Source organism: Pseudomonas sp. R37(2017) (assembly GCF_002113375.1).
Taxonomy (GTDB): Bacteria; Pseudomonadota; Gammaproteobacteria; order Pseudomonadales; family Pseudomonadaceae; genus Aquipseudomonas.
Window position 1 is genome coordinate 260,020 of record NZ_NEHO01000004.1, and the last position, 22,599, is coordinate 282,618.

24 protein-coding genes are annotated in these 22,599 nt (G+C 61.0%); 12 read left to right on the forward strand and 12 right to left on the reverse strand.

Going from position 1 to position 22,599, the window contains the following annotated elements:
- Positions 1–84: 84 nt before the first annotated feature.
- Positions 85–294: a hypothetical protein gene (locus CAG47_RS09115; protein ID WP_085724552.1), complete on the forward strand. Its 210-nt coding sequence runs from the start codon at positions 85–87 to the stop codon at positions 292–294.
- A 132-nt stretch (positions 295–426) separates the two neighbouring features.
- Here the strand turns inward: CAG47_RS09115 and CAG47_RS09120 are convergent, their stop codons facing one another.
- The 6 genes from CAG47_RS09120 to CAG47_RS09145 all read right to left on the reverse strand — a co-directional run bounded on the left by CAG47_RS09120 (position 427) and on the right by CAG47_RS09145 (position 7,561).
- A complete protein-coding gene (locus tag CAG47_RS09120) occupies positions 427–1,191 on the reverse strand; it encodes an ABC transporter ATP-binding protein (protein ID WP_085724553.1) in 765 nt (254 codons plus the stop codon).
- Between the two features lie 13 nt (positions 1,192–1,204).
- Positions 1,205–2,323: a succinylglutamate desuccinylase/aspartoacylase family protein gene (locus tag CAG47_RS09125; RefSeq protein ID WP_085724554.1), complete on the reverse strand. Its 1,119-nt coding sequence runs from the start codon at positions 2,321–2,323 to the stop codon at positions 1,205–1,207.
- Positions 2,324–2,335: 12 nt separating this feature from the next.
- Complete coding sequence (locus CAG47_RS09130) at positions 2,336–3,046, reverse strand: ABC transporter permease (RefSeq protein WP_085724555.1); 711 nt, start codon at positions 3,044–3,046, stop codon at positions 2,336–2,338.
- Positions 3,043–3,771, reverse strand: coding sequence for an ABC transporter permease (locus CAG47_RS09135; RefSeq protein WP_085724556.1), 729 nt, complete (start codon positions 3,769–3,771; stop codon positions 3,043–3,045). Before CAG47_RS09135 ends, CAG47_RS09130 begins: the two co-directional genes overlap by 4 nt.
- Before the next feature lie 56 nt (positions 3,772–3,827).
- Entirely contained in the window at positions 3,828–4,610 is a 783-nt protein-coding gene (locus CAG47_RS09140) for a transporter substrate-binding domain-containing protein (RefSeq protein ID WP_085724557.1), read from the reverse strand.
- A 500-nt stretch (positions 4,611–5,110) separates the two neighbouring features.
- Positions 5,111–7,561 (reverse strand): penicillin acylase family protein, encoded by a 2,451-nt coding sequence (locus CAG47_RS09145; RefSeq protein WP_085724558.1) that lies wholly within the window; start codon positions 7,559–7,561, stop codon positions 5,111–5,113.
- A gap of 193 nt (positions 7,562–7,754) precedes the next feature.
- Between CAG47_RS09145 and CAG47_RS09150 the strand changes: the two genes are divergently transcribed.
- Positions 7,755–8,312 carry a cysteine hydrolase family protein gene (locus CAG47_RS09150; RefSeq protein WP_085724559.1) on the forward strand — a complete coding sequence of 186 codons (558 nt, stop codon included), beginning with the start codon at positions 7,755–7,757 and terminating at the stop codon, positions 8,310–8,312.
- A gap of 193 nt (positions 8,313–8,505) precedes the next feature.
- Here the strand turns inward: CAG47_RS09150 and CAG47_RS09155 are convergent, their stop codons facing one another.
- The 4 genes from CAG47_RS09155 to CAG47_RS09170 all read right to left on the reverse strand — a co-directional run bounded on the left by CAG47_RS09155 (position 8,506) and on the right by CAG47_RS09170 (position 10,255).
- Positions 8,506–8,712, reverse strand: coding sequence for an SEC-C metal-binding domain-containing protein (locus tag CAG47_RS09155; protein WP_007955014.1), 207 nt, complete (start codon positions 8,710–8,712; stop codon positions 8,506–8,508).
- On the reverse strand, positions 8,709–9,203 hold the full coding sequence (locus tag CAG47_RS09160) for an LEA type 2 family protein (protein ID WP_085724560.1): 495 nt from the start codon (positions 9,201–9,203) through the stop codon (positions 8,709–8,711). The genes CAG47_RS09155 and CAG47_RS09160 overlap by 4 nt, the downstream gene beginning before the upstream one ends.
- Positions 9,204–9,276: 73 nt before the next feature.
- Positions 9,277–9,753, reverse strand: coding sequence for a YchJ family protein (locus CAG47_RS09165; RefSeq protein WP_085724561.1), 477 nt, complete (start codon positions 9,751–9,753; stop codon positions 9,277–9,279).
- 4 nt (positions 9,754–9,757) lie between these two features.
- On the reverse strand, positions 9,758–10,255 hold the full coding sequence (locus tag CAG47_RS09170; protein WP_085724562.1) for a DUF6231 family protein: 498 nt from the start codon (positions 10,253–10,255) through the stop codon (positions 9,758–9,760).
- A 190-nt stretch (positions 10,256–10,445) separates the two neighbouring features.
- On the opposite strand from CAG47_RS09170, the gene CAG47_RS09175 reads away from it, so the two are divergent.
- From CAG47_RS09175 to CAG47_RS09190, 4 genes are all read left to right on the forward strand, one after another.
- Positions 10,446–11,135 carry an OmpA family protein gene (locus CAG47_RS09175; protein WP_085724563.1) on the forward strand — a complete coding sequence of 230 codons (690 nt, stop codon included), beginning with the start codon at positions 10,446–10,448 and terminating at the stop codon, positions 11,133–11,135.
- A 91-nt stretch (positions 11,136–11,226) separates the two neighbouring features.
- Positions 11,227–11,934: an OmpA family protein gene (locus tag CAG47_RS09180; RefSeq protein WP_085724564.1), complete on the forward strand. Its 708-nt coding sequence runs from the start codon at positions 11,227–11,229 to the stop codon at positions 11,932–11,934.
- A gap of 148 nt (positions 11,935–12,082) precedes the next feature.
- Positions 12,083–12,361, forward strand: coding sequence for a DUF1145 domain-containing protein (locus tag CAG47_RS09185; protein ID WP_085724565.1), 279 nt, complete (start codon positions 12,083–12,085; stop codon positions 12,359–12,361).
- On the forward strand, positions 12,354–13,112 hold the full coding sequence (locus CAG47_RS09190; protein ID WP_085724566.1) for a collagen-like protein: 759 nt from the start codon (positions 12,354–12,356) through the stop codon (positions 13,110–13,112). The genes CAG47_RS09185 and CAG47_RS09190 overlap by 8 nt, the downstream gene beginning before the upstream one ends.
- A gap of 191 nt (positions 13,113–13,303) precedes the next feature.
- On the opposite strand, the gene CAG47_RS09195 is transcribed toward CAG47_RS09190, so the two are convergent.
- A complete protein-coding gene (locus tag CAG47_RS09195) occupies positions 13,304–13,768 on the reverse strand; it encodes a CopD family protein (RefSeq protein ID WP_085724567.1) in 465 nt (154 codons plus the stop codon).
- 98 nt (positions 13,769–13,866) lie between these two features.
- Between CAG47_RS09195 and dinG the strand changes: the two genes are divergently transcribed.
- The 5 genes from dinG (at position 13,867) to pdxH (ending at position 21,673) form a co-directional block, all read left to right on the forward strand.
- A complete protein-coding gene (gene dinG / locus CAG47_RS09200; RefSeq protein WP_085724568.1) occupies positions 13,867–16,011 on the forward strand; it encodes an ATP-dependent DNA helicase DinG in 2,145 nt (714 codons plus the stop codon).
- Positions 16,012–16,106: 95 nt separating this feature from the next.
- Positions 16,107–18,512 carry a beta-galactosidase gene (locus CAG47_RS09205; protein WP_085724569.1) on the forward strand — a complete coding sequence of 802 codons (2,406 nt, stop codon included), beginning with the start codon at positions 16,107–16,109 and terminating at the stop codon, positions 18,510–18,512.
- A gap of 221 nt (positions 18,513–18,733) precedes the next feature.
- Entirely contained in the window at positions 18,734–19,879 is a 1,146-nt protein-coding gene (locus CAG47_RS09210; RefSeq protein ID WP_085724570.1) for a serine hydrolase domain-containing protein, read from the forward strand.
- Positions 19,880–19,993: 114 nt separating this feature from the next.
- Positions 19,994–21,001 (forward strand): OmpA family protein, encoded by a 1,008-nt coding sequence (locus CAG47_RS09215; protein WP_085724571.1) that lies wholly within the window; start codon positions 19,994–19,996, stop codon positions 20,999–21,001.
- Between the two features lie 24 nt (positions 21,002–21,025).
- A complete protein-coding gene (gene pdxH, locus CAG47_RS09220; protein WP_085724572.1) occupies positions 21,026–21,673 on the forward strand; it encodes a pyridoxamine 5'-phosphate oxidase in 648 nt (215 codons plus the stop codon).
- Positions 21,674–21,678: 5 nt separating this feature from the next.
- Here the strand turns inward: pdxH and CAG47_RS09225 are convergent, their stop codons facing one another.
- Positions 21,679–21,915: a hypothetical protein gene (locus tag CAG47_RS09225; RefSeq protein ID WP_085724573.1), complete on the reverse strand. Its 237-nt coding sequence runs from the start codon at positions 21,913–21,915 to the stop codon at positions 21,679–21,681.
- A 164-nt stretch (positions 21,916–22,079) separates the two neighbouring features.
- On the opposite strand from CAG47_RS09225, the gene CAG47_RS09230 reads away from it, so the two are divergent.
- Positions 22,080–22,544, forward strand: a complete 465-nt coding sequence (locus tag CAG47_RS09230) for a glycine zipper 2TM domain-containing protein (RefSeq protein WP_085724574.1) — start codon at positions 22,080–22,082, stop codon at positions 22,542–22,544.
- Positions 22,545–22,599 lie beyond the last annotated feature (55 nt).

Sequence of the window (22,599 nt, forward strand, 5' to 3'; positions counted from 1 at the left end):
GAATTCCTGAGCGGGCGTACACTCTATGGAGTGTACTGTTCCGATCCGCGCAAGGCGGGTCGGACCATCGCTCAGGAGAGCCGAATGAAGATCGATCCGCGAATCAGTGCCGAACTGGCAAGGCTTGAACCCAATCAGGTTGGCGTTCTGGCCTGGTCCTTGCTGGCACATCCACCTGTCACCCTGGCGGGGGGCATTCCAGGCCAACCTGACCCCGATACCCCGAATGAACAGCCGATGGAGCCAGGAGAACCTACGCTGCCGGATGAACCGCCGCCTGCGCCTGTTGCCTGATAATCCAGTCACTACAGCTCAAAGAATATGGGAGCGAGCCTGCTTGCGAAAGCGGTGTGTCAGACAACACGAATGTTGAGTGTCAGATCGCAATCGCGAGCAGGCTTGCTCCTACAGGTTTTGCTGTAGTCGTTACTTCAGGTTGCCACTGAGGAACTGTTTCAATCGTTCGCTTTTCGGATTGCCCAGCACTTCTTCCGGCGCGCCTTCTTCCTCCACCAGTCCCTGGTGCAGAAACAACACCTGGCTCGACACTTTGCGGGCGAAGCTCATTTCGTGGGTCACCATGATCATGGTCCGGCCTTCTTCGGCCAGGCCCTGAATCACCTTGAGCACTTCGCCCACCAGTTCGGGGTCCAGCGCCGAAGTCGGTTCGTCGAACAGCATGACTTCCGGCTCCATGGCCAGTGCGCGGGCGATCGCGACCCGCTGTTGCTGACCGCCGGACAGGAAGGCCGGGTATTGGTCCGCTACGCGGGAGGCCAGGCCCACCTTGTCGAGGTAGCGCCGGGCGCGGTCCTCGGCTTCTTTCCTGTCGCACCCCAGCACCCGGCGCGGGGCCATGGTGATGTTTTCCAGCACCGTCATATGGCTCCACAGGTTGAAGTGCTGGAACACCATGGCCAGGCGGGTGCGAATCCGTTGCAGTTCATCGGCGTCGGCCACGTGCATGCCGTGACGATCCTTGATCATGCGGATGTTCTGCCCGTCGAGACTCATGGTGCCGTCGTTGGGTTGTTCCAGAAAGTTGATGCAACGCAGGAAGGTACTTTTACCCGAGCCGCTGGCACCGATCAGACTGATGACGTCGCCGGTCCTGGCCTTGAGCGAAACACCTTTGAGGACTTCATGGTCGCCATAGCTTTTATGCAGACCTTCGATGGTCAATTTGTACATGGGGCATGCATCCTCAAGGCGAAAGTAGATAGCCGCTGCGATAGGCTTCGGTGCCCGCGACGTGGGCGATCACCATGCCGGCAGTGGCCATGCGGCGCAGCGAACGGGCGTACATCAACCCGGCGGCGGAGCAATGAACGGGGGTGACGCGATCGTTGATCGGATCAATGATCTCGGCGATCAGTTGCCCGGCTTCCAGGTACTGGCCCGGCAGCGCGGTGAACACCAGCAGTCCGCCGACGGGCGTGGCCACCGGTTCTACGCCGGCCAGCGGTGTCGCCGGATAGGGCAGGTCGGGCAGGGGCGGGGCTTCGCCGGCGATCGCGCCGAAATGGATCAGGTAATCGATCAGCGACTGGCAATCGCGGCTCGCCAGCGAATGATCGACGTCACCCTGGCCACGCAATTCGACGGTCACCGAAAAACTGCCCGGCGGGATGTCGAAGTGTTCGCCGAAGCGCTCCTTCAACTGCCACCAGAGCAGGGTGAAGCATTCATCGAACGACTGACCGCCAGAATCCGTCGCCAGCAGACTGGCTTCGGCTCCGATATAGCGGGCGAGCGGTTCGACCTGCGGCCAGGCATCCGGCGTGGTGTACAGATGCGCGACCGCCTCGAAATCGCAATGCAGGTCGAGCACCATGTCGGCGTCGCAGGCCAATCGTTGCAGGGTCAGGCGCTGGGATTGCAGTTGGGTGGCGGCAGTCTGCCGGGCCAGCGCATCGCGCAGGCTGCTGCGGACCAGTTGCAGGTTGTGCTGCGGATTGTCACTGAGCCTGCCCTCGATCGCGTTGCCGACTTCCTCGCTGAGGTCGACGAACCAGCGGTTGAAGTTCTGGCCGCTCTCCAGTTCGTAGCGGCCCAGCGGCACATCCATCAGCACCTGTTCCAGGCCCACCGGGTTGGCGATGGGCACCAGCACGATTTCGCTGCGCAGGCGACCGGCGGCTTCCAGCTCCGCCAGGCGTTGCTTGAGGTGCCAGGCTACCAGCATGCCGGGCATTTCGTCGGCGTGCAGGGAGGCCTGGATGTAGATCTTGCCGTTGGCCGGTTGTGGCCCGAAGTGAAAGCTGTGGATCTGTCTTGCGGTCCCCGGCAGCGGGGCCAGCAAGTCATGTTTCTGGTGGCGCATGTACATTGAGTCCTAGTGGGTCGGCCCGAGGAAGGCCAGCCAGCGGCGTTCGGCAAGGCGGAACAGGCCGACCAGCGCAAAAGTGACGGTCAGGTAGATCAGCGCGGCGATGCCGAACGACTGGAAGGTCAGGAAAGTCGCCGAGTTGGCATCCCGAGCGACTTTCAGGATGTCCGGGATGGTCGCGGTGAAGGCCACGGTGGTCGAGTGCAGCATGAGAATCACTTCGTTGCTGTAGTAAGGCAACGAACGACGCAAGGCCGACGGCATGATCACATAGGCATACAGCTTCCAGCCGGTCAGCCCGTAAGCCTTGGCCGCTTCCACTTCACCATGGTTCATGCTGCGAATGGCCCCGGCGAAGATCTCCGTGGTGTAGGCGCAGGTGTTCAGGGCGAAGGCCAGGATGGTGCAGTTCATCGCATCGCGAAAGAATGCGTCCAGTACTGGTTGGGCCCGAATGGCGGCCAGGCTGTAGATCCCCGTGTAACAGATCAGCAACTGGATATAGAGCGGTGTGCCACGGAACAGGTAGGTATAGAACTGCACCGGCCAGCGGATGTAGAAGTGCGGCGATACACGGGCGATGGACAGCGGGATCGACGCGATAAAGCCGAGGAAGATCGAAGCGCTGAGCAGCCACATGGTCATGGCCAGGCCGGTGATGTTGTTGCCGTCGCTGTAGAGAAATGGTTTCCAGTATTCCTGCAGGAGTTCGATCATCGTACGGCCTCCCGGGTGCCGGCGGAGTAACGACGTTCGAGCCAGCGCAGGATGAAGTTGGATACGCTGGTGATCACCAGGTAGATCAGTGCGGCAAGTACCAGGAAATAAAACAGCTGATAGGAGCTTTTACCGGCGTCCTGGGCCGCCTTGACCAGGTCGGCGAGGCCGATGATCGACACCAGCGCAGTGGCCTTGAGCATCACCATCCAGTTGTTGCCGATGCCCGGCAGGGCAAAACGCATCATCTGCGGGAACACCACGATCCAGAAGCGCTGGCCGCGCTTGAGGCCATAGGCGGTGGCCGCTTCGACCTGACCCCGTGGGACGGCGAGAATCGCGCCACGGAATGTTTCGGTGAAGTACGCTCCGTAGATGAAGCCCAGGGTGATGACCCCGGCGCTGAACGGGTTGATCTCGATGTATTCCCATTCCATGTAATCGGTAAGAGACGTCAGCCAGGTTTGCAGGCTGTAGAAGATCAGCAGCATCAGGACCAGGTCCGGAACGCCGCGAATGAGTGTGGTGTAAAGCTGGGCAGGCACGCGCATCAGTTTGACTTTTGACAGCTTGGCACTGGCGCCGAGCAGCCCGAGCAACACGGCTACCAACAGCGACAACGCCGACAACTTGATCGTCATCCAGGTGCCTTGCATCAGCAGTGGACCGAAGCCCTTGAGGCTGAAGGCAGTGAGCCCCAGAGTTTCCAGTAGGTTTTCGAACATAAATCAGCAACCTGATCGGATGAAAAAAGCGCCCATCGCGAGATGGGCGCCGGGCATTATTTGCCGCTGTACAGATTCAGATCGCCAAAGTGTTTCTTCTGAATGGTGGCGTAGGTGCCATCATCGTGTAACGCTTTGATACCTTTATCCAAAAGTGCTTTCAGCTCGGTGTTACCTTTCTTAATGCCGATGGCTGTCTTGGCTGGCAGCAAAGAGTTGTCGACCGGCTTGCTGACGTCGTAGTCGGCACCCTGTGGCGACTTCAGGAAGCCCAGTTCGGCTTGCAGCATGTCCTGGATCCCTGCGTCGAGACGACCGGAAGTCAAGTCGGCGTAGACCTGGTCCTGGTTGGCGTAGGCCTGGGTTTTCACCCCAGCCTTGTCCAGAACGGCTTTGGCATAGGCTTCCTGAATGGTGCCTTGTTCGTAACCGACGGTCTTGCCCTTGAGCGAGGCGACATCTTCAGTTACGCCAGAACCTTTCTTGGACACGTAGGCGGTTGGGCCGGAGAACAGCTCGCTGGAGAAGTCGATGACTTTTTCACGGGCTTCGGTAACGGTCATCGACGAGATCACACCGTCGAATTTATTGGCTTTGAGGCCAGGAATCATGCCATCGAAGTCGCTTTCGACCCATTTGCACTTGACCTTCAGTTCGGCGCAGATCGCGTTCCCCAGATCGATGTCGAAGCCTACCAGGCTGCCATCGGCCGCTTTCGACTCGAACGGTGCGTAGGAAGGGTCAACGCCGAAACGCAGTTCTTTGTATTCTTTCGCCATGGCGGAGCCAGCAGCCATGCACAACGCCAGTGCAGAAAGGGTCAGCAATGCTTTTTTCATTATTCAATCCCTAAAACCAATATGAGCGCTTATGGCGCAGAATTATTGTTACTGGAAAGCGTAAGACCTGTTGAAAGTAGCAATTTCCGAACCAGAGCGCCGAACAAGCGTTTTAAAAGGTGTCTGGAAATAGCCGGAGACAGATTTATGCACGAAAACGGGCGCAGGGAAATGGCCGCACCCGTTCGGTTCAAAAAGAAAAAATATCGAGGATGAAAAGAGGGCTTGGCTGAGCAGGTTCTGCAGGGTCGCCAGACTGTCGGTTTCTTCGACCGTACAAACCTCCGGGACGCGAGATAACAAGGTCCGTGGCGTTGCCAGAGTGGAGGGACTTGTTAGTTGAAAGGAGGCGCGGGGCGAGAAGTTCTATCTGTTTTTCAGGGGCTGGTAACGCTCCCTTGTAGGAGCGAGCCTGCTCGCGATAGCTGTATGTCAGTCTCCAGCGATGTTGACTGATCTGGCGCCTTCGCGAGCAGGCTCGTTCCTACAGACAGGGGGGGTTACTTGCCGGGCGTCAGCGTCAACCGCGCCTTGCCATAGGCGTTGTCGTAGTTCTGCGGCTGCATCGGCAGGCTCATGTATTGGCTCTTGAGCCAGGGTTCGATGCTGTTGAGGTAGTTCGGGCTGGCCGGGTTGCCGGATTGGCCGGTGCCGTTCTGCACCATCAACGGTTCGGACTGGCCGAAGTCGACGATAAAACGCATGGCCGGCGCCAGCGTGGTGTTGAAGTCCTGGCCCCAGGCGAACGCCGAGGTGTTGAGCGTGGTGTGATCGCCGCCGGCCGGCAATGGCCCGCGCACGGTCTGGCCGTTGCTGTTCTTCCACTCATAGCGGTGCAGTTTGCCCCACTGCCAGGCTTTGTGATCGCTGCCCAACTGGCTGTCGCCCGCGCTGATCGCTGCCGCGAGGCTGCGGGCGAGGATGGCCGGTTTGTCTTCCTTCTGCGCGGTGCGCACGTCATCCCAGAACGGGCTGTCTTCACGGCCGAGCAAGTGATCGGCCTGGGCTGCGTAGGACAACTTGCCGTCGGCGACAAAGGCCTTCCACGCCGCGCTGCTTTCAGGCCCCAGTTCATCGAGGAAGATCTGCCGGGTGCTTTCCTGCAGGAACAGTTCGTAGATTGCCGCATCGGTGGAGGTCGGGCTGAGCTTGCCGTCGAACGCCATCAAGCGGCTGTAGGCTTCATGTGCCTTGGCGCGCTCGGCCGCCGGCAAGGCGTCCATGGCTTGTTTGAGTGGCTGGGCCATGCCCGGCGCTTCGAACATTTTCTTGAGCTTGGCCGCGAAGGTAGTGGTCTGGTCATACTGCATGGCGATCAGGCTGCGGCTGTCGTGTTTGCCTGCGCCAGCCAGTTCGGCCAGGCGCTCGCCGCGCTCCGGCGCCGCCCACGAATTGGACAATTGCATGCCATAGCCATGGGGGATGACCCGCTGGTTGGCGGTGCCGAGCCAACCCTGGGCCGGGTCCTGGTCGTACGGGTGCAGCATCGGGTCGGCGTAACCGTCCCAATCGTAACGACCTTCCCAGCCAGGCGAGGGCAGCAGGCCTTCACCTTCGCGGCGGTTCGGGTAGCGACCGGTGACTTGCCAGCTGATGTGGCTGGCATCGGCGAACACCAGGTTCAGCGCGATGGCGCGGATTTCACGGCTGGCATCCGAGGCTTTCTCGACGCTCTGGGCACGGGACAGGTCGAAGAACGCGTCCAGGGTCTTGTCATCGGTGAAGCCTGGCGTCTGCAAGGCCAGGCCGAAGCCATTGGCCAACGTTGTGCCCTGGGCGCTGTTGAGCAGCGGGCCATGGCGGGTTTCGTACACGGCTTCGCGAATGGGTCGCTGGCCTTTGATGAAATAGGTTTCGTTGCGCACGATCACCGGCTGCCACTTCCCGGCGTTTTCGTAGGTCAGCCCGTTGCCCTGGCGTTTGAGCTTCTCCAGGAACAGGTCCTGGTTGTCACCCATCACGGACGTCATGCTCCACGCCACTTTGCCGTTGAAGCCGCCCAGCACCATCGGCAGGCCGGCGATGGTCACGCCGGACGCCTGATACTTCGGCGCGCGGATCTGCACAAGGCTGAACAGCGATGGCACGCCCAGCGGGCCGTGACTGTCACTGGCCAGCAGACTCTTGCCGCTGCGGCTGCGTTGCGGGGCGATGGCCCAGTTGTTCGATGAGGCGGCACCCAACAGATTCAGGTCCGACAGTTGGCCAGTGGCCTTACTGAGTTCGGCCAGCCCCGGTACTTGTCCATTGAGCTTGAGGCCTTGCAGTTTTTCGCTTTCGGCGGCCGGCAGTTTTTCGTCGGGAGCCGACGGCGTCAGCCAGGCCAGTTTGTCGTTGGTGACAGTCTGGGCCAGTACCAGCGAGGAAATTTCTTCCGGCAAATTGGTCGACTGACTGAAGTTCAACAGGCAGAAAATCAGCGCCGAATCTTCCGGCTGCCAGTACTCAGGCTTGTAGCCGGTGGCTGCCAGATCCGCCGGCAGTTTGTCGCGGTAGCGGAACAGGTAAGCGTTGACACCCCGTGCGTAGACTTCGAAGAAGCGTTTGAGGCGCGGCGACGAGGCCTTGTACAACTCGCCGGCACTTTTCTTCAGGTTGACCGCCCGCATGTAGCGGTCGGCATCCAGCAGATCGGCACCGTGCATTTCGGCCAAACGGCCCTGGGCCAGCAGGCGCAGGGTGACCATCTGGGTGATGCGGTCGCTGGCGTGCACGTAACCGAGGGTGAACAGTGCGTCGTGGAAGCTGTTGCTTTCGATCAACGGCATGCCCATCGCATTGCGGCGCACCGAAACGTTCTGCGCCAGGCCCTTGAGCGGTTGTACGCCGGAGGTCGGCGGGAGGCTGTCCTGGGCGTTGAAGCTCTGACAACCGGTCAGGCTCAGGACGCCGGTCACTGCTGCGGCAACGCCGAACCGGGGTAGAAAATGAGTAAGGGCTGGCGAGGCCATGGCAAAGCTCCTGCGGGGGTAGAGGCGGCGGGGCGCAATAAAGGCGCTACGTTAGTGAGCGGGAGGTGGCCGCGCAAGCGGGGTTCAAGGTTATTTGAGGATTTGTCCGAAAAACGCAAGGATCGCAGCCTTGCCAGTCGCGATGGGCGATATTGAAGTGCGACAGGCTCAACAATTCCGGAGAACAGTCGGCATGCAGCTAAAGGCAAACGCGGCCCTGATCATCATCGATCAACAGAAAGGCATCCTGCATCCGAGGCTCGGCCGCAGGAATAATCCTCTGGCCGAAGAACGCATGCTGGAATTGCTCGACCATTGGCGGCGCACCGCGCGCCCCGTGATCCATGTGCAGCACCTGTCCCGCTCAGCGGACTCGGTGTTCTGGCCTCAGCAGTCGGGGGTGGAGTTTCAGGAGCGCTTTGCACCACGGGCCGGCGAACGATTGATCCAGAAACAGGTGCCGGATGCGTTTTGTTCGACGGGGCTGGAGGCGCAGTTGCGCGAGGCGGGGATCGGGCAGTTGATCATCGTGGGTGTCGCGACCCACAACTCGGTGGAAGCCACGGCGCGCACCGCAGGCAACCTGGGGTTTGATACGTGGGTGGTCGAGGATGCGTGCTTTACCTTCGACAAGGCTGATTTTTTCGGCCAGGCCCATGGCGCCGAAGAGGTGCATGCGATGTCGCTGGGGAATCTGCATGGCGAGTATGCGACGGTGGTCAGCAGTGCATGTGTATTGAAGGCTGACTGAAAAACCTGTAGGAGCGAGCCTGCTCGCGATGGATTGTCAGTCGACATCTGTGTAACTGACACACCTTCGCGAGCAGGCTCGCTCCCACAAGGGATCTGCATTCACAGGACAGTTGTCCGGCGCAGTTTAAATGTGGGAGCGAGCCTGCTCGCGAAGGCGATTCAACTGGCGAAGCAAGACTTCGCCCGAATCATCAAGCGCCGTGGCACTTCTTGAATTTCTTGCCGTTGCCGCATGGGCACGGATCGTTGCGGCCGACGTCTTTCAGGGCGTTGCGCACCGGTTCCTGGTGAGCGTGGCCGCAGTTCGGACCGTGGACATGGCCGTGGTCGTGATCATGGTGGTGATGGTCATGATCGTGGTTGCAGTCAGGGCCGTGGACGTGAGGTTGCTGGGTCATCGGTGTTGCTCCGGAATTAAATCGGCGGGGATTATCACGCCATTGCGCGCCAGGTGCACGTAGTGGGCGATGAATATACCGGTTTCCAGTTCACCTTCCAGACGATAGGGGATGGGTTGCTCGGATTTTTTCAGCAGTTTGGCCAGATCACGGACCTTGGACCACAGGTTGGTGCGAATCGGCGCCTTGAAGTAGGCGCTATGCATGGGGCCGATGGTGAACCAGTGTTCGTACTCGCCGTCGGCCAGCAATATGTCACCCAGGTGAATGCGGTATTCCAGGCTGCGCACCGTCAGGTCGCTGTCGTTGGGGTTGTCGATGCGAAAATGCAGAAGGAACTTCTGTTCCAGCAATTTGGCGCTGACCACCTCGATCTTCACCAGATGGACTTCGGGGTCCGGCAAGTCGTCGCCGAACCACGATGCACAGCCGCCGAGTCCCAGTGTCAGGAACAACGTGAGCAGATAGCGTGCGCCGCGGCGGATGATCATCGTGGTGAGTCTCCTTTTGAGCCCCGGATCGCTACCTTTGGTGGCGCCCGAGTGGCACACGGCATTCCATGCCCTAAGTGCTGAAATACCCCGCGCAACACTTCTTGAACTTCTGCCCGCTCGCGCACGGGCAGGCGTCATTGCGTCCGAGCTTGAGCGGTACTGTCGGGTCGATGAAATACCAGCGCCCGGTGTTTTGCACAAATGAAGAGCGCTCGCGGTGACTATGCTCGCCATTGCTATCGTGCCAGCGCGCGGTGAAGGTCACGAAGGCGTGTTCAGGCTGGCCGCCCAGCACTTCGGAGCTCTCCACCTCAAGACCCAGCCATGTGCTTTGCGCGCTCCAGTCGCTGATCGATTGACGGTCCAGGCCAGCCTGTTGGGCGGGCAGGGTGGTCGCCACCAGATAGTCGACCAACCCCAGCACGTAGGCGCTGTAGCGCGAGCGCATCAAGGCCTCCGCACAGGGGGCCGGGTGCCCGGCATGGTAGTGACCGCAGCAGGCGTCGAGCAGGGTGCCGCTGCCACAAGGGCAAATGGATGTACTCATTGCATTACCACCAGTATTTCCCGAAGTTTTCCGGATTGGCCCAGAAGCGCGAGTTGAGCCAGTCGGGGACCTGTTTGTATTCAAGCAGATCGTAGGTAAACAGGGTCAGGACCTGTTCGTCCCGTTGAAAGCGTTCGCTGGCTTGCAGGGCCAGGGAGAAAAAATCGGTTTCCTGCCAGCCGCAGGCGGACAGATCCGCCAGCACGGCAATGCGGCTGGCATTGAGGTTACGGATACCACCCAGCAGGTTCAGGCCATCGCGCTTGGGCAAATGCTCCAGGCAATCGACCGCCAGGGCCAGGTCGAAACGGCGGGCCGCCAACTCGTCAGGCAATGGGCCAGGGGCCGCGAAAGCGACGCAGCTGTCCGGGTGCGCAAGTTTGAAAGCCTCCAGCGCCGGGAACTCGCTGGCGCCGATCAACAACAGGCGCGCAGGGGCATATCGGTCAAGTAAAGCGGCCAGTGCCTGTTGTGGCGTGCGTGAAGAAATATCTGCAGTCATCGAAGATCCTCAATCAGATCTGCCAAGACTAGCCTGCTCGATCGTTCGGGCCTAGAGCGGCCTGACGACAAAAGCGCCAACCGGCCGTTAATACACTAATAAACAGCATGGCCTATTGCTGGCGGAGTTTAAAACTCGGGTCTTTACTACCAGAAATCGGTTCTAAGCCGATCCTTCAGGAGAAAACTAGATGAGCATAGTTCGGACAGCATTACCTTTGATTCTGCTAACCAGTGTCTTGACTGGTTGCGCAGGTTTGCAGAAAACCGACTGGCCGACCTGTGCGGCGGTTGGTGGTGTCGTGGGCGCGGGCCTCGGTGCGACCGAAAGCTCGGCATGGGCAGGGTATGGTGCTCTGCTCGTCGGCGGTACGGCAGCGGCGTACTGCTGGGTTCACGGTGATGGCGACGAAGACGGCGACGGTGTGCCGGATAGTCGCGACAAGTGCCCAGGCACGCCAAAAGGCGTTCAGGTCGATGCCAACGGTTGCCCTCCACCGCCACCTGTGGTCGAAGAAGCGGTTGTGGTCAAGGAAGAAACCATCGTCATCCGCGATGTTCACTTCCAGTTTGATAAAGCCACGCTTACCTCCTCCGACAAACAAGTACTCGACAAGATTGCCACTCGCCTGAAAGCTGAAGCCCCGACTGCTCAGTTGACCGTAACCGGTCATACCGACAGCGTGGGCAGCGACACCTACAACCAGAAACTGTCGGATAAACGTGCTCACTCGGTAGTTGAGTACCTCATCCAGCAAGGTGTACCTCGCAGCAACTTCGTGTCGGTTGTCGGCGCCGGTGAAAGCCAGCCGGTTGCGGACAACAAAACGGCTGACGGGCGTGCACAGAACCGTCGTACGGAAATCAAGATCCAGCGTTGAGCCCCCCTCGCATCCGCGCCTTGTGCAGTCGCGGATGCGGGTCTTTACTCCTGTGTAACCGGGTTTGGCCGGTAACACAGGAGCTTTCAATATGATCGTTCTCACAAGGACCGTCTTACCGGTTCTGCTTCTTGGCAGCTTCTTGAGCGGCTGCGCGACCCACAGCGACGGTACTGCCCCCCTCAATCAACAAAACTGGCCAATTTGCAGCCTCGTCGGCGGCCTGGTCGGTGGTGGTCTGGGTGCCATCGAGAGCGGTGCCTGGGCCGCGGGTGGAGCGGCGCTGGGTATGTTGTCCGGCGGTTTGATCTGCTATGCCCAGGATGGCGACGAAGATGGCGACGGCGTTTTCGACCGGCGTGACCGTTGCGCCGACACCCCCGCCAATACGCCGGTTGACCACCACGGTTGCGCGGTTCCGCAGTATCCGGACCGCATTCAGGTTGAACCTGCGCAATCCGAAGTCATTACTCTGAGCGATGTACTGTTTGTCTTCAATCAATCCGACCTGACCCCGACGGCGGAGAGTCAGCTGGATGCGTTGATGAGCAAGTTCGAGGATGCCGATGTGGTCAGCATCAAGGTGGTCGGCCATACGGACAACGTGGGGTCGGATGCCTATAACCAGGCCTTGTCGGAGCGACGCGCCAGCAGTGTGGCGGAATACTTGATCAGCCAGGGTGTGGCGCCGAACAAAATCACCAGCGAAGGCAAGGGCAAGAGCCAGCCAATTGCCGACAACGAGACGGATGCAGGTCGCGCGAAAAACCGTCGAGTGGAACTGCACATAAACCGCTGAGCCAAGAGATAGAGCCGTCGAGCGACGCCTGTGATTGCTGCGACGGCCGTTCGGCGGCCTTCATGAAGAATTTTCCGTTGCCCTCTGGCCTATCCCGCGTGGAAGCCGTTACTGTGCGTGCAAACAATAATTCTCATCGAGGGTGCGTATGAAAGTCTTATGGGGGCTGGGGCGGTTGTTGACCCTGCTGTTCTGGTCGGTGGTGCTGGTCAATCAGCTCACGCCGTTCGTCTTTCCACTGCACCTGTTGGTCAATCTGGCCGGCGGCCTGTTGGGGTTCATCCATCTACTGGAAGCCTTGCTGTGCTATCGCAGCCTCCGGGGGCGCGCCCATCCCTGGCTCGACCGTCTGAAGATTGTCATTTTCGGTGTATTCCACCTGCAAACCATTCCTGCCCCCAGCGCTTCGAAGGCTTCCCATGCGTAAACTCTGTCTGCTCGCCGTACTCATCAGTCCATTGGCCAGTGCACAGGTGGTGAGTGTCGAACCCAACTCGCTGATGCGTTTGCCCAACACCGCCAGCACCCTGCAACTGGAACGCCTGGAAGTCGCCGATTACGGCACCTTGCTGATTCCCTCGAACGTCACTGAAGTCACTGTCGGTGAGCTGCATCTGGGCCGTGAAGCGCGCATCGCCATTGTGCCGGGAGAGCAGGCACTGGCGCTGAAGGTCCGTCGCGCCGACTTGTCCGAAGGCAGCCAGATCACCGCCCGTGGTGCCCCCGGGACCTATCAGAAGGCCGCCCGATCCGGACGCAGCCTTGATTTGCAGATCAAGACACTGAACGCAGCGCAATTGATCGTCGATGCTCGTGGCGGTGCGGGCGCCCCGGGGTTTGTAGGTCTTGATGGGGCTAACGGCCAGGAGCCGGGCTGCACCTGGGGGCAGGCCGGTCGCGGTGCCGATGGCAGCGATGGCAGCAATGGTCAGCCGGGAGCGCCGGGGGCGCTGGTCAGACTGGCAGTGCCGCGCGACTTCCCGGCAGACCGGATCAAGGTTCAAGTGGCTGGCGGCGCCGGTGGCCTGGCTGGCCCTGGAGGCAAGCCGGGCTTGGGCGGCAAGGCCAAGGGCTGCCTGATCTACACGACCGATGGCGGCAAGAACGGTAAGCCTGGTGCCGACGGGCAGCCGGGGCCGGAAGGCGCGGCAGGTTCGGTGACAGTACAGCGTATTTAAGCAACACCGAGAGTCCTGTGGCGAGGGGGCTTGCCTGTGGCGAGGGGGCTTGCCCCCGTTGGGCCGCGAAGCGGCCCTAAATTCCGGCAATCGCAATACTGCTGAAGGTTAGCGGTGTCTGGTTTTACGACTGCTGCGCAGCCGAACGGGGGCTAGCCCCCTCGCCACAGAAACCTTCTGCCACGCGTACCTCAAAACATCGGCCGAGCAGCAGCTATCACCACCACAGCCAATCCCACCAACAGATTGACCCCTACCAACTTGCGAATCCGCCCCAGTACGGCGGCACCCGCCGGCCAATCCTGCCCGGCCACGGCGGTGCGCAGTTCCGGCAGCATCAATGCCTGAATGCGGATAAACAGCGCGGTCATCACCACATACAAGCCCATCATCACCTGTACATAGCGCGGTGCGCCTTCAAAGCCGTTGAAGTGCATATGCAGCATGCCCACGCCGCTGACGGGCAACAGCACGACCGCCACCCAGACCCAACGGAAAAAACCTTGAAACACTTCTACCCACAGCTTCAACCGGGCAGGGCCTTCCAGTGCCGTGATCGCTGCGGGGCGCAGGACCATCCAGGCGAAAAACATGCCGCCGACCCAGACCAGGGCCGCCAGTACATGCAGGCTGTAAATGAGACTAAAAGGTGTCATTGGGGTACTCCGTTCTGCGCGGGATTAAATAGCGGGTTATGATAGCGGCGATCCGAACTACTGAAAATTTATCCAGCGTTTTTTGCGCCCGACAATCCATGATCAGCACCGAACTCAAAACCACGATCCAGGGCGCCTACTCGCGTTTTCTCGAAGCCAAGAGCCTCAAGCCGCGCTACGGCCAACGCCTGATGATCGCCGAAGTCGCCAAGGTCCTGGGTGACATCGACACCGACGACGAAGGCCGGCGCAGTGGCGACCCCGCGGTTGTCGCGGTGGAAGCCGGCACCGGTACCGGCAAGACGGTGGCCTACAGCCTGGCGGCGATTCCCACGGCGAAGGCCGCCGGCAAGCGCCTGGTGATTGCCACGGCTACCGTGGCCCTGCAAGAACAGATCGTCTACAAGGACCTGCCCGACCTGATGCGCAACAGCGGGCTGAACTTCAGCTTCGCCCTGGCCAAGGGGCGCGGGCGCTACATGTGCCTGTCCAAGCTCGACCTGTTGCTCCAGGAAGGTCACGCGCAGACCGCCACGGCGCAGTTGTTCGAAGAAGAAGGCTTCAAGATCGAGGTCGACGAGGCCAGCCAGAAGCTGTTCACCAGCATGATCGAGAAGCTCGCCGGCAATAAGTGGGACGGCGACCGCGACAGTTGGCCCACCGCCCTGGAAGACGCCGACTGGGCGCGCCTGACCACCGATCACAGCCAATGCACCAACCGGCATTGCCCGAACTTCGGCCAGTGCGCCTTCTACAAGGCCCGCGAAGGCATGGGCAAGGTCGACGTGATCGTCACCAACCACGACATGGTCCTGGCCGACCTGGCCCTGGGCGGTGGCGCCGTGCTGCCGGACCCGCGCGACACCATTTATGTGTTCGACGAAGGCCATCACCTGCCGGACAAGGCCATCGGCCACTTCGCCCATTTCACGCGCCTGCGTTCAACCGCCGACTGGCTGGAAACCACCGCCAAGAACCTCACCAAACTGCTGGCCCAGCACCCGTTGCCGGGCGACCTGGGCAAGTTGATCGAGCAGGTGCCGGAGCTGGCGCGGGAGATCAAGACCCAGCAGCAGTTCATGTTCACTGCGTGCGAGCAGATTGCCGATTTCAAGCCCGGTGAAGACGTCGAAGGCCGCGAGCGCCCGCGTCATCGATTCGTCGGCGGGGTGATTCCCGAGCACATGCGTGAAATGGGCATCGAATTGAAGAAGGGCTTCGCGCGCCTGACCGACCTGTTCACCCGCCTGACCGACCTGCTCAAGGAAGGCATGGACGGCGAGGTCAACATTGGCATCGCCAGCAATCAGGCCGAGGAGTGGTATCCGCTGTTCGGCAGCCTGTTGTCGCGTTCTTCCGGCAACTGGGAGCTGTGGACCGCCTTCACCGTCGAAGACCCGGAAGACAACCCGCCCATGGCACGCTGGCTGACCCTGGCCGAAAGTGGTTCGCTGTTCGACATCGAGGTCAACGCAAGTCCCATCCTCGCGGCGGAAATGCTTCGCCGCAACCTGTGGAACGTGGCGCATGGCTGTCTGGTGACCTCGGCAACCTTGACCGCCCTCGGTACCTTCGACCGCTTCCGCATGCGCGCCGGCCTGCCGAAAAAGGCCGTGACGGCGGTGGTGCCAAGCCCGTTCCATCATGCCGACGCCGGTGTGCTGCGGGTGCCGAACCTGAATGCCGATCCCCGTGACGCCGCGGCGCATACCGCCGCGATCATTCGTGATCTACCCGAGTTGGTCGAAGGCTCGCGGGGCACGCTGGTGCTGTTTTCCTCGCGTAAACAGATGCAGGACGTGTTCGACGGCCTCGACCGCGACTGGCGCAAGCAAGTGTTCATCCAGGGCAACCTGTCCAAGCAGGAAACCCTGAACAAGCACAAGGCGCGGGTCGATGGCGGGGATTCCAGCGTGCTGTTCGGCCTGGCGAGCTTCGCCGAAGGGGTCGATTTGCCCGGGGCCTACTGCGAGCACGTGGTCATCGCCAAGATTCCATTCTCGGTACCGGATGATCCCGTCGAAGCAGCCTTGTCCGAATGGATCGAGGCCCGGGGCGGCAATCCGTTCATGGAAATCTCCGTGCCGGACGCTTCGTTGAAGCTGGTCCAGGCCTGCGGTCGCTTGCTGCGTACCGAGGAAGATCGCGGCACCATCACATTGCTCGACCGGCGCCTGGTGACCCAGCGCTATGGCAAAGCCATCCTCAACGCGTTGCCGCCGTTCCGTCGAGAAATTTCCTGAAGAACCGGTGGGCAGTTTTGCCCACCGCGTTGTCTATCTCTCTGCCACCGCTTTTCACTGGCCCATTGAAGGTCGTTAGGGAGATATTCGTTCTCATGATTTGCTGTTCGCTGCGCCGCTCGTTACCTGCCGCTTTTGCCCTGCTGTTCGCGACACCGCTGTTGGCCGCCCCCGCCAGCCAGCAGACGCTGTTCAACTTTGTGCGCCCCGCCGACGTGGTCCAGGTGTCGACTCAGGACGCCAGCCTGCCGCAATCCAACGCCGAGCAAACCCCCGAGGGCGAAGTACTGCGCAGGGTGACGTTCAACCCGGTCGCCCGGCCAACCTTGCGCCTGACCCCGCAGACTGGTGCCTGGGACTGGTCGCAGTCGGGCGTCATGAGCCTGCGGATCCAGAGTGCGATGAACTGGGCCTTGACCCTGTACGTGACCATCCAGAGCAACGACGGCAAGACATTGGTCAGCCGCGTCGATCTGCCCGCGGGGCCTGCGCAAACCCTGTTGGTGCCGCTGATAGCGACATCGCCGCTGGGCCAGGGCATGAAGGCCGGTCCACCGATGCCAATGACCGTCGATGGCCAACGTGTATTGCTGGCCAGTAGTGCCGGTGAGCTGGATCGCAGTCAGGTGGTGTCGGTGAGCTTGTCGATGGACCAGCCGAAAGTCGCGCAAAGCATCCTGCTGGAGCGTTTTGGTGTGCAGGATGGCGAGTCGGTCACCCAAGCCGTGTATGGCGCACTGGTGGATGTTTACGGCCAGTCGACCCGGGCCAAATGGCCGGAAAAAGTTGGCAGCGACGAGCAGCTCAAAAGCGCCGCCGCCAAGGAACGGCAACAACTGAAAACCTGGCTGGCCGAGCGCGAAAAGTCCCCGCTGGACCCATTCGGTGGTTTGACCAAAGGCCCGTCATTCAAGGCCAGTGGTTTTTTCCGCACCGAGAAGCGCGATGGTCGCTGGTATCTGGTTACACCTGAAGGGCATCCGTTCTATTCCCTCGGGGTCAATACTGTCGCCCCAGACGTCAATCAGACCTACGTTGCCGGTCGTGAATGGATGTTCGAATCCCTGCCCAAGGCTGACGAGGCTCTCGCCAGCCACTATGGGGAAGGTGACAACCGAGGCGGCAACGGCGCCGACCAGGGGCGCGGCTACAACGCCGGGCGCTGGTACGACTTCTACGGCGCCAACCTGCAGCGCCTGTTTGGCAATCCTTGCGAATCGAACGACGCCACCAAGGCCGGCGTCGCCGAAGCGGCCAAAGTCGAGGCAAACATGCCGGCACCCGTCGCTGTCGAACCCTGCAAAGCGGGTTTTGACGAGCAGCGTTGGGCCAGTCATACCCTTGATCGCCTGCAGGCCTGGGGCTTCAACACCATTGGCAACTGGAGCGCACCGGTGTTGGGCAACGCTGATCGCGTGCCGTACACCTTGCCGCTGTCGATTGTCGGCGACTACGCCAGCATCAGTACCGGCACCGATTGGTGGGGTGGCATGCCCGACCCGTTCGACCCGCGTTTCGCCATGGCCACCGAGCGCGCCGTGGCGATTGCGGCCCGCGACCATCGTGACGATCCATGGTTGATCGGTTACTACGCCGACAACGAACTGGCCTGGGCCGGTCCCGGCGATGATCCGAAAGCCCGCTATGCCCTGGCCTATGGCACCTTGAAAATGACCACCGACGTGCCGGCCAAGCGCACATTCCTCAAGCAACTGCGCGACAAGTACCGCAACCAGGCGGGGCTGTCGAAGGCCTGGGGCATTGATCTGCCGGCCTGGGAGTTGATGGAGGATCCGGGATTCGTGCCGCCGCTCCCGAGCGCCGAGCACCCGGAAATCGAAGCGGACTTCAAATACTTCCAGAAAGTCTTTGCCGACACCTATTTCAAGACCATCTCCGACTCGCTCAAATGGCATGCGCCGAACCAACTGCTGCTCGGTGGCCGTTTCGCCATCAGTACGCCGGAGGCCGTGGAGTCCTGCGCCCAGTATTGCGACGTGTTGAGTTTCAACATGTACACCTTGCAACCCCAGGACGGTTACGACTTCGCCAGGCTGCGCAGTCTCGACAAACCGGTGTTGATCACCGAGTTCAATTTCGGCTCGACTGATCGTGGCCCGTTCTGGGGCGGGGTCACGCAGCTGGCGAAGGAGGAGGACCGCGGCCTGGCGTATGCCAACTTCCTCAAACAGGCCTTGAGCGAGCCGTCGATTGTTGGCGTGCATTGGTTCCAGTACCTCGATCAACCGGTCACCGGGCGCCTGCTGGACGGTGAAAACGGTCACTTCGGCCTGGTGGGCATCACTGATTTGCCGTTCCAGGGCTTTGTCGACAGTGTGCGCAAGAGCAATCTGGCGACGGTCGAGCAATTGGGCAAAGAGGCCGAGAAGGCTGCAGCCGCCGCCGACAAAGCCAGCCACGACGCCGAGGGCGGTCGCAAGGCCGAAGCCGGCAAGGGGCCGGGGAAGGGCGCTGGTGGGCATTCCGGGAATGGCCATTAATCTCTGAAACCGCGTCATCGTTCTTCGCGAGCAGGCTCGCTCCCACTTTGGAATGCATTCTCCTGTGGGAGCGAGCCTGCTTGCGAAGGCGTCATCAGCATCACCACTGCATTTCAAGTTGATGGCAGAGCGACCGCCCGGCCCGACCCTGTTCCCAAAACCTTCAAGGGCTGGAACAATGCCCGCCACTTTGTAGAGCGTTAATCCGGGGGGAGTTGCGGGTGCAGATTCAGGGTCATTACGAGCTTAAGTTCGAAGCGGTGCGAGAGGCGTTCGCGGCGCTGTTCGACGATCCCCAGGAGCGTGGTGCGGCATTGTGCATTCAGGTCGGTGGCGAAACCGTCCTCGATCTGTGGGCCGGCTCGGCCGACAAGGACGGCGCCGAGGCCTGGCACAGCGACACCATCGCCAACCTGTTCTCCTGCACCAAGACCTTTACCGCGGTCACCGCGCTGCAATTGGTGGCCGAAGGCAAGCTGCAACTGGATGCCCCGGTCGCGCGCTACTGGCCAGAGTTCGCCGCTGCCGGCAAAGAGTCCGTCACCCTGCGCCAACTGCTCAGCCATCAGGCCGGCCTTCCGGCATTGCGCGAGCTACTGGCTCCCGAAGCCCTCTACGACTGGCAAACCATGGTCGACGCCCTCGCCGCCGAAACGCCGTGGTGGACACCGGGCGAAGGTCACGGTTACGCGGCGATCACCTATGGCTGGCTGGTCGGTGAGTTGCTGCGCCGTGCCGATGGTCGTGGACCGGGCGAATCCATCGAGGCGCGGGTCGCCAGGCCGTTGGGCCTGGACTTCCATGTGGGGTTGGCTGACGAAGAGTTCTATCGTGTGGCCCACATTGCGCGAGGCAAGGGTAATGTCGGCGATGCCGCCGCCCAGCGCCTGCTGCAAGTGACCATGCGCGAGCCAACGGCCATGACGACCCGGGCGTTCACCAATCCGCCGTCGATCATGACCAGCACCAACAAACCCGAGTGGCGACGCATGCAGCAGCCGGCCGCCAATGGCCATGGCAATGCCCGCAGTCTGGCCGGGTTCTACGCAGGCCTGCTCGACGGCAGCCTGCTGGAAAGCGAAATGCTCGATGAATTGACTCGTGAGCACAGCCTCGGCGAGGACAAGACTTTACTGACCCGGACCCGTTTCGGCCTGGGTTGCATGCTCGATCAACCGGACGTTGCCAACGCCACCTTCGGTCTTGGCCCGCGGGCGTTTGGTCACCCGGGTGCCGGCGGCTCAATCGGCTTTGCCGACCCGGAGCACGATGTGGCCTTCGGGTTTGTGACAAATACCCTGGGGCCGTACGTCTTGATGGACCCGCGCGCGCAAAAGCTGGTGCGGGTTCTGGCCACCTGTCTGTAAAACGTGCCTATCGGGTTCCAGGGCTGGAACCCGATAGCCTTTTCAGTTTCAAAGCGTCTGTTCAAACAGGCCGATGTGGCCTGGTTTTTTTGACTTCATTTTTGTGGATATCCAATGTCATCCAATAAAACCCTCGCCTTGGCCCTGTGCTTCGCCATTACCGGTTGCGCACAGACTCCACAGAAAGACGCGACGACACCTGCCGCCAAGACTGAAAGCGGCAGCCACTGGTACTGGCCGTTTGGTTCCGATGACAGCACTGGCAAGCCAGTGGCCAAGGCTGAGGTGAAACCTGAAGTCAAACCCGCGGCGGTGGCCAAGGCCGAGACCGAAAGCGGCAGCAAGTGGTGGTGGCCGTTCGGCGGTAGCGAGCAGAGCACCGCCAAGGCCGTGCCGATGCCCGACCCGAAAGTGACCCAGGCCTGGCTTGACGACTACGAACCGCGTCTGCGCGAGGCGCTCAAGGACAGTAACCTGCAACTCGAGCGCCGCGAAAACGTGCTGGTGGTGACTGCGCCGGTCGACGGCTCGTTCAACCCTGATCGTCCGGCCATGCTGCTGCCGGTCACGCTCGGTCCGTTCACCCGCGTGGCCAAGATCCTGGAGGCCGATCCGAAGACCGCTGTGTTGATCCTCGGCCACAGCGATACGTCCGGCGCTGCAGCTGCCAACGTCAAGCTGAGCCAGGAGCGCGCCCAGGCTGTTGCGGCGATTTTCCGTCTCAGTGGTCTGCAGCGTGATCGCCTGATGCTGCGTGGCCTGGGCGGTGATGCGCCGCGTGCCGCCAACGACAGCGTACAAGGTCGTGCGTTGAACCGCCGCGTGGAACTGCTGGTGACTCCGCAAAACACCATGGTCGCACTGCTGAGCAAGTACAACATGCCGGCACCGGCACCTGTGAGCATGGTCGCAGCCGCTGACGTCAAGCCGGCCGCCAAGCCTGTGGCGCCAGCCCCGGCGACTAAAAAGGCTGCTGTTCCAGCGATGAAAAAGGCCCCGGCGAAAAAAGCTCCGGCCAAGAAAACCCCGGCGAAAACGGCAACCCCGGCGAAGAAAACCACGCCAGCCAAAGCTTCAGCGACAGACAAGAAGGTCGCCAGCACCGATACTGCAAAGCAGTGATTCGTTAACCAAAAGGAATGCGCCATGACCCAGGGCCTGGCTGATATGCGTCGTGACTACACCCGTGATGGCCTGACCGAGGCACAAGCCCCGACCGAGCCGTTCACACTGTTCCACCAGTGGTTCGCCGATGCGGTGAAAACCGAACAGGCGCCGGTGGAAGCCAACGCCATGACTCTGGCTACCGTCGACCAGGACGGTCGACCGCACTGTCGCATTCTGTTGCTCAAGGGCCTGGACGAGCAGGGCTTCACCTTTTTCACCAACTACGATAGCGCCAAGGGCCAGCACTTGGCCGCGAATCCGTTCGCGGCCATGACGTTTTTCTGGCCGGCGCTGGAACGCCAGGTGCGCATCGAAGGGCAGGTGGTGAAGGTCACGCCCGAGGAGTCCGACGCCTATTACCAGGTCCGTCCACTGGGCAGTCGCCTGGGAGCCTGGGCATCGCCGCAAAGCCGCGTGATCGCCGATCGCGGGGAGCTCGAAGCACTGCTCAAGGATACCGAGCAACGTTTCAGTGACAGCCAGCCGCATTGCCCGGAGCACTGGGGTGGTTATCGTCTGCTGCCGGAGCGTATCGAATTCTGGCAAGGCCGCCCAAGCCGCCTGCACGACCGCCTGAATTACCGCCGGCAGGGCGCCGACTGGACGCTTGAACGCCTGGCACCCTGAGCCATCTACCGATCGGGATAACCTGCCGCAGCGGCTTCCAGCCACTTCGGCAGGTCTCGACGCTTGATCTTCTGCTCATGAGCACTCGCCAACTGTTCGAGCATGAAGGCTCTTTTCTGCTCATCCTTGCCCGCCAGCGCTAGCGCCAGGTCGCGGTCCATCCAGCGTTTGATTCGTACGTACAGCCACCAGTGGAAGTACAAACCGGCAACCGTCGTGACGACGATGATAAAGTAGTCCATGAAAATCCTTGGCCAATGGGCAGTTTTCTGATTTTGCCGCTACCGTGTGAGTTCGTGGTGGCGCCTTAACGGAGCCTGAATCAAAGCAATTTTATCCGGGCTGTGCCGTGACAGGCGTCAAGTCGCGGAGTTTAATGAACATCTGTTTCTTTGGAGTTGATGCTATGCGTAAGTCTGTTCTGCTGGTTGCTTCCTTTTCCACGATGGCGATGTTGCTCACTGGTTGCCAATCGAGCCTGACCGGTGACTCCTACTCCCGTGACGAGGCGCGTCGTGTGCAGACCGTTCGCATGGGCACCATCGAAGCATTGCGCCCGGTGAAAATCGAAGGCACCAAAACCCCGATCGGCAGCGCTGCCGGCGCAGTGGTCGGCGGTGTTGGCGGCAGCTCCGTCGGTGGCGGCAAAGGCAGTATCGTTGCTGCGGTCATCGGCGCAGTCGCAGGTGGCCTGATCGGTTCGGCCGCCGAGGAAGGCCTGACCCGTACCCAGGGTGTGGAAATCACCGTGCGCGAAGACGATGGCAGCATGCGCGCCTACGTTCAGGAAGTTCAACCGAACGAAGTATTCCGTGTTGGCGAGCGGGTGCGCATCGCCAGTGTGAATGGCACCAACCGCGTTTCGCACTAAGCGCAAACACCGGTAAAACAAGAAACCCGATCAGGTGACTGATCGGGTTTTTTGT

Excerpts from the sequence above, each read along its gene's own strand:
- CAG47_RS09115 (WP_085724552.1), top strand. The coding sequence starts at position 85 with ATGAAGATCGATCCGCGAATCAGTGCCGAACTGGCAAGGCTTGAACCC.
- CAG47_RS09120 (WP_085724553.1), bottom strand. The coding sequence starts at position 1,191 with ATGTACAAATTGACCATCGAAGGTCTGCATAAAAGCTATGGCGACCAT.
- CAG47_RS09125 (WP_085724554.1), bottom strand. The coding sequence starts at position 2,323 with ATGCGCCACCAGAAACATGACTTGCTGGCCCCGCTGCCGGGGACCGCA.
- CAG47_RS09130 (WP_085724555.1), bottom strand. The coding sequence starts at position 3,046 with ATGATCGAACTCCTGCAGGAATACTGGAAACCATTTCTCTACAGCGAC.
- CAG47_RS09135 (WP_085724556.1), bottom strand. The coding sequence starts at position 3,771 with ATGTTCGAAAACCTACTGGAAACTCTGGGGCTCACTGCCTTCAGCCTC.
- CAG47_RS09140 (WP_085724557.1), bottom strand. The coding sequence starts at position 4,610 with ATGAAAAAAGCATTGCTGACCCTTTCTGCACTGGCGTTGTGCATGGCT.
- CAG47_RS09145 (WP_085724558.1), bottom strand. The coding sequence starts at position 7,561 with ATGGCCTCGCCAGCCCTTACTCATTTTCTACCCCGGTTCGGCGTTGCC.
- CAG47_RS09150 (WP_085724559.1), top strand. The coding sequence starts at position 7,755 with ATGCAGCTAAAGGCAAACGCGGCCCTGATCATCATCGATCAACAGAAA.
- CAG47_RS09155 (WP_007955014.1), bottom strand. The coding sequence starts at position 8,712 with ATGACCCAGCAACCTCACGTCCACGGCCCTGACTGCAACCACGATCAT.
- CAG47_RS09160 (WP_085724560.1), bottom strand. The coding sequence starts at position 9,203 with ATGATCATCCGCCGCGGCGCACGCTATCTGCTCACGTTGTTCCTGACA.
- CAG47_RS09165 (WP_085724561.1), bottom strand. The coding sequence starts at position 9,753 with ATGAGTACATCCATTTGCCCTTGTGGCAGCGGCACCCTGCTCGACGCC.
- CAG47_RS09170 (WP_085724562.1), bottom strand. The coding sequence starts at position 10,255 with ATGACTGCAGATATTTCTTCACGCACGCCACAACAGGCACTGGCCGCT.
- CAG47_RS09175 (WP_085724563.1), top strand. The coding sequence starts at position 10,446 with ATGAGCATAGTTCGGACAGCATTACCTTTGATTCTGCTAACCAGTGTC.
- CAG47_RS09180 (WP_085724564.1), top strand. The coding sequence starts at position 11,227 with ATGATCGTTCTCACAAGGACCGTCTTACCGGTTCTGCTTCTTGGCAGC.
- CAG47_RS09185 (WP_085724565.1), top strand. The coding sequence starts at position 12,083 with ATGAAAGTCTTATGGGGGCTGGGGCGGTTGTTGACCCTGCTGTTCTGG.
- CAG47_RS09190 (WP_085724566.1), top strand. The coding sequence starts at position 12,354 with ATGCGTAAACTCTGTCTGCTCGCCGTACTCATCAGTCCATTGGCCAGT.
- CAG47_RS09195 (WP_085724567.1), bottom strand. The coding sequence starts at position 13,768 with ATGACACCTTTTAGTCTCATTTACAGCCTGCATGTACTGGCGGCCCTG.
- dinG (WP_085724568.1), top strand. The coding sequence starts at position 13,867 with ATGATCAGCACCGAACTCAAAACCACGATCCAGGGCGCCTACTCGCGT.
- CAG47_RS09205 (WP_085724569.1), top strand. The coding sequence starts at position 16,107 with ATGATTTGCTGTTCGCTGCGCCGCTCGTTACCTGCCGCTTTTGCCCTG.
- CAG47_RS09215 (WP_085724571.1), top strand. The coding sequence starts at position 19,994 with ATGTCATCCAATAAAACCCTCGCCTTGGCCCTGTGCTTCGCCATTACC.
- pdxH (WP_085724572.1), top strand. The coding sequence starts at position 21,026 with ATGACCCAGGGCCTGGCTGATATGCGTCGTGACTACACCCGTGATGGC.
- CAG47_RS09225 (WP_085724573.1), bottom strand. The coding sequence starts at position 21,915 with ATGGACTACTTTATCATCGTCGTCACGACGGTTGCCGGTTTGTACTTC.
- CAG47_RS09230 (WP_085724574.1), top strand. The coding sequence starts at position 22,080 with ATGCGTAAGTCTGTTCTGCTGGTTGCTTCCTTTTCCACGATGGCGATG.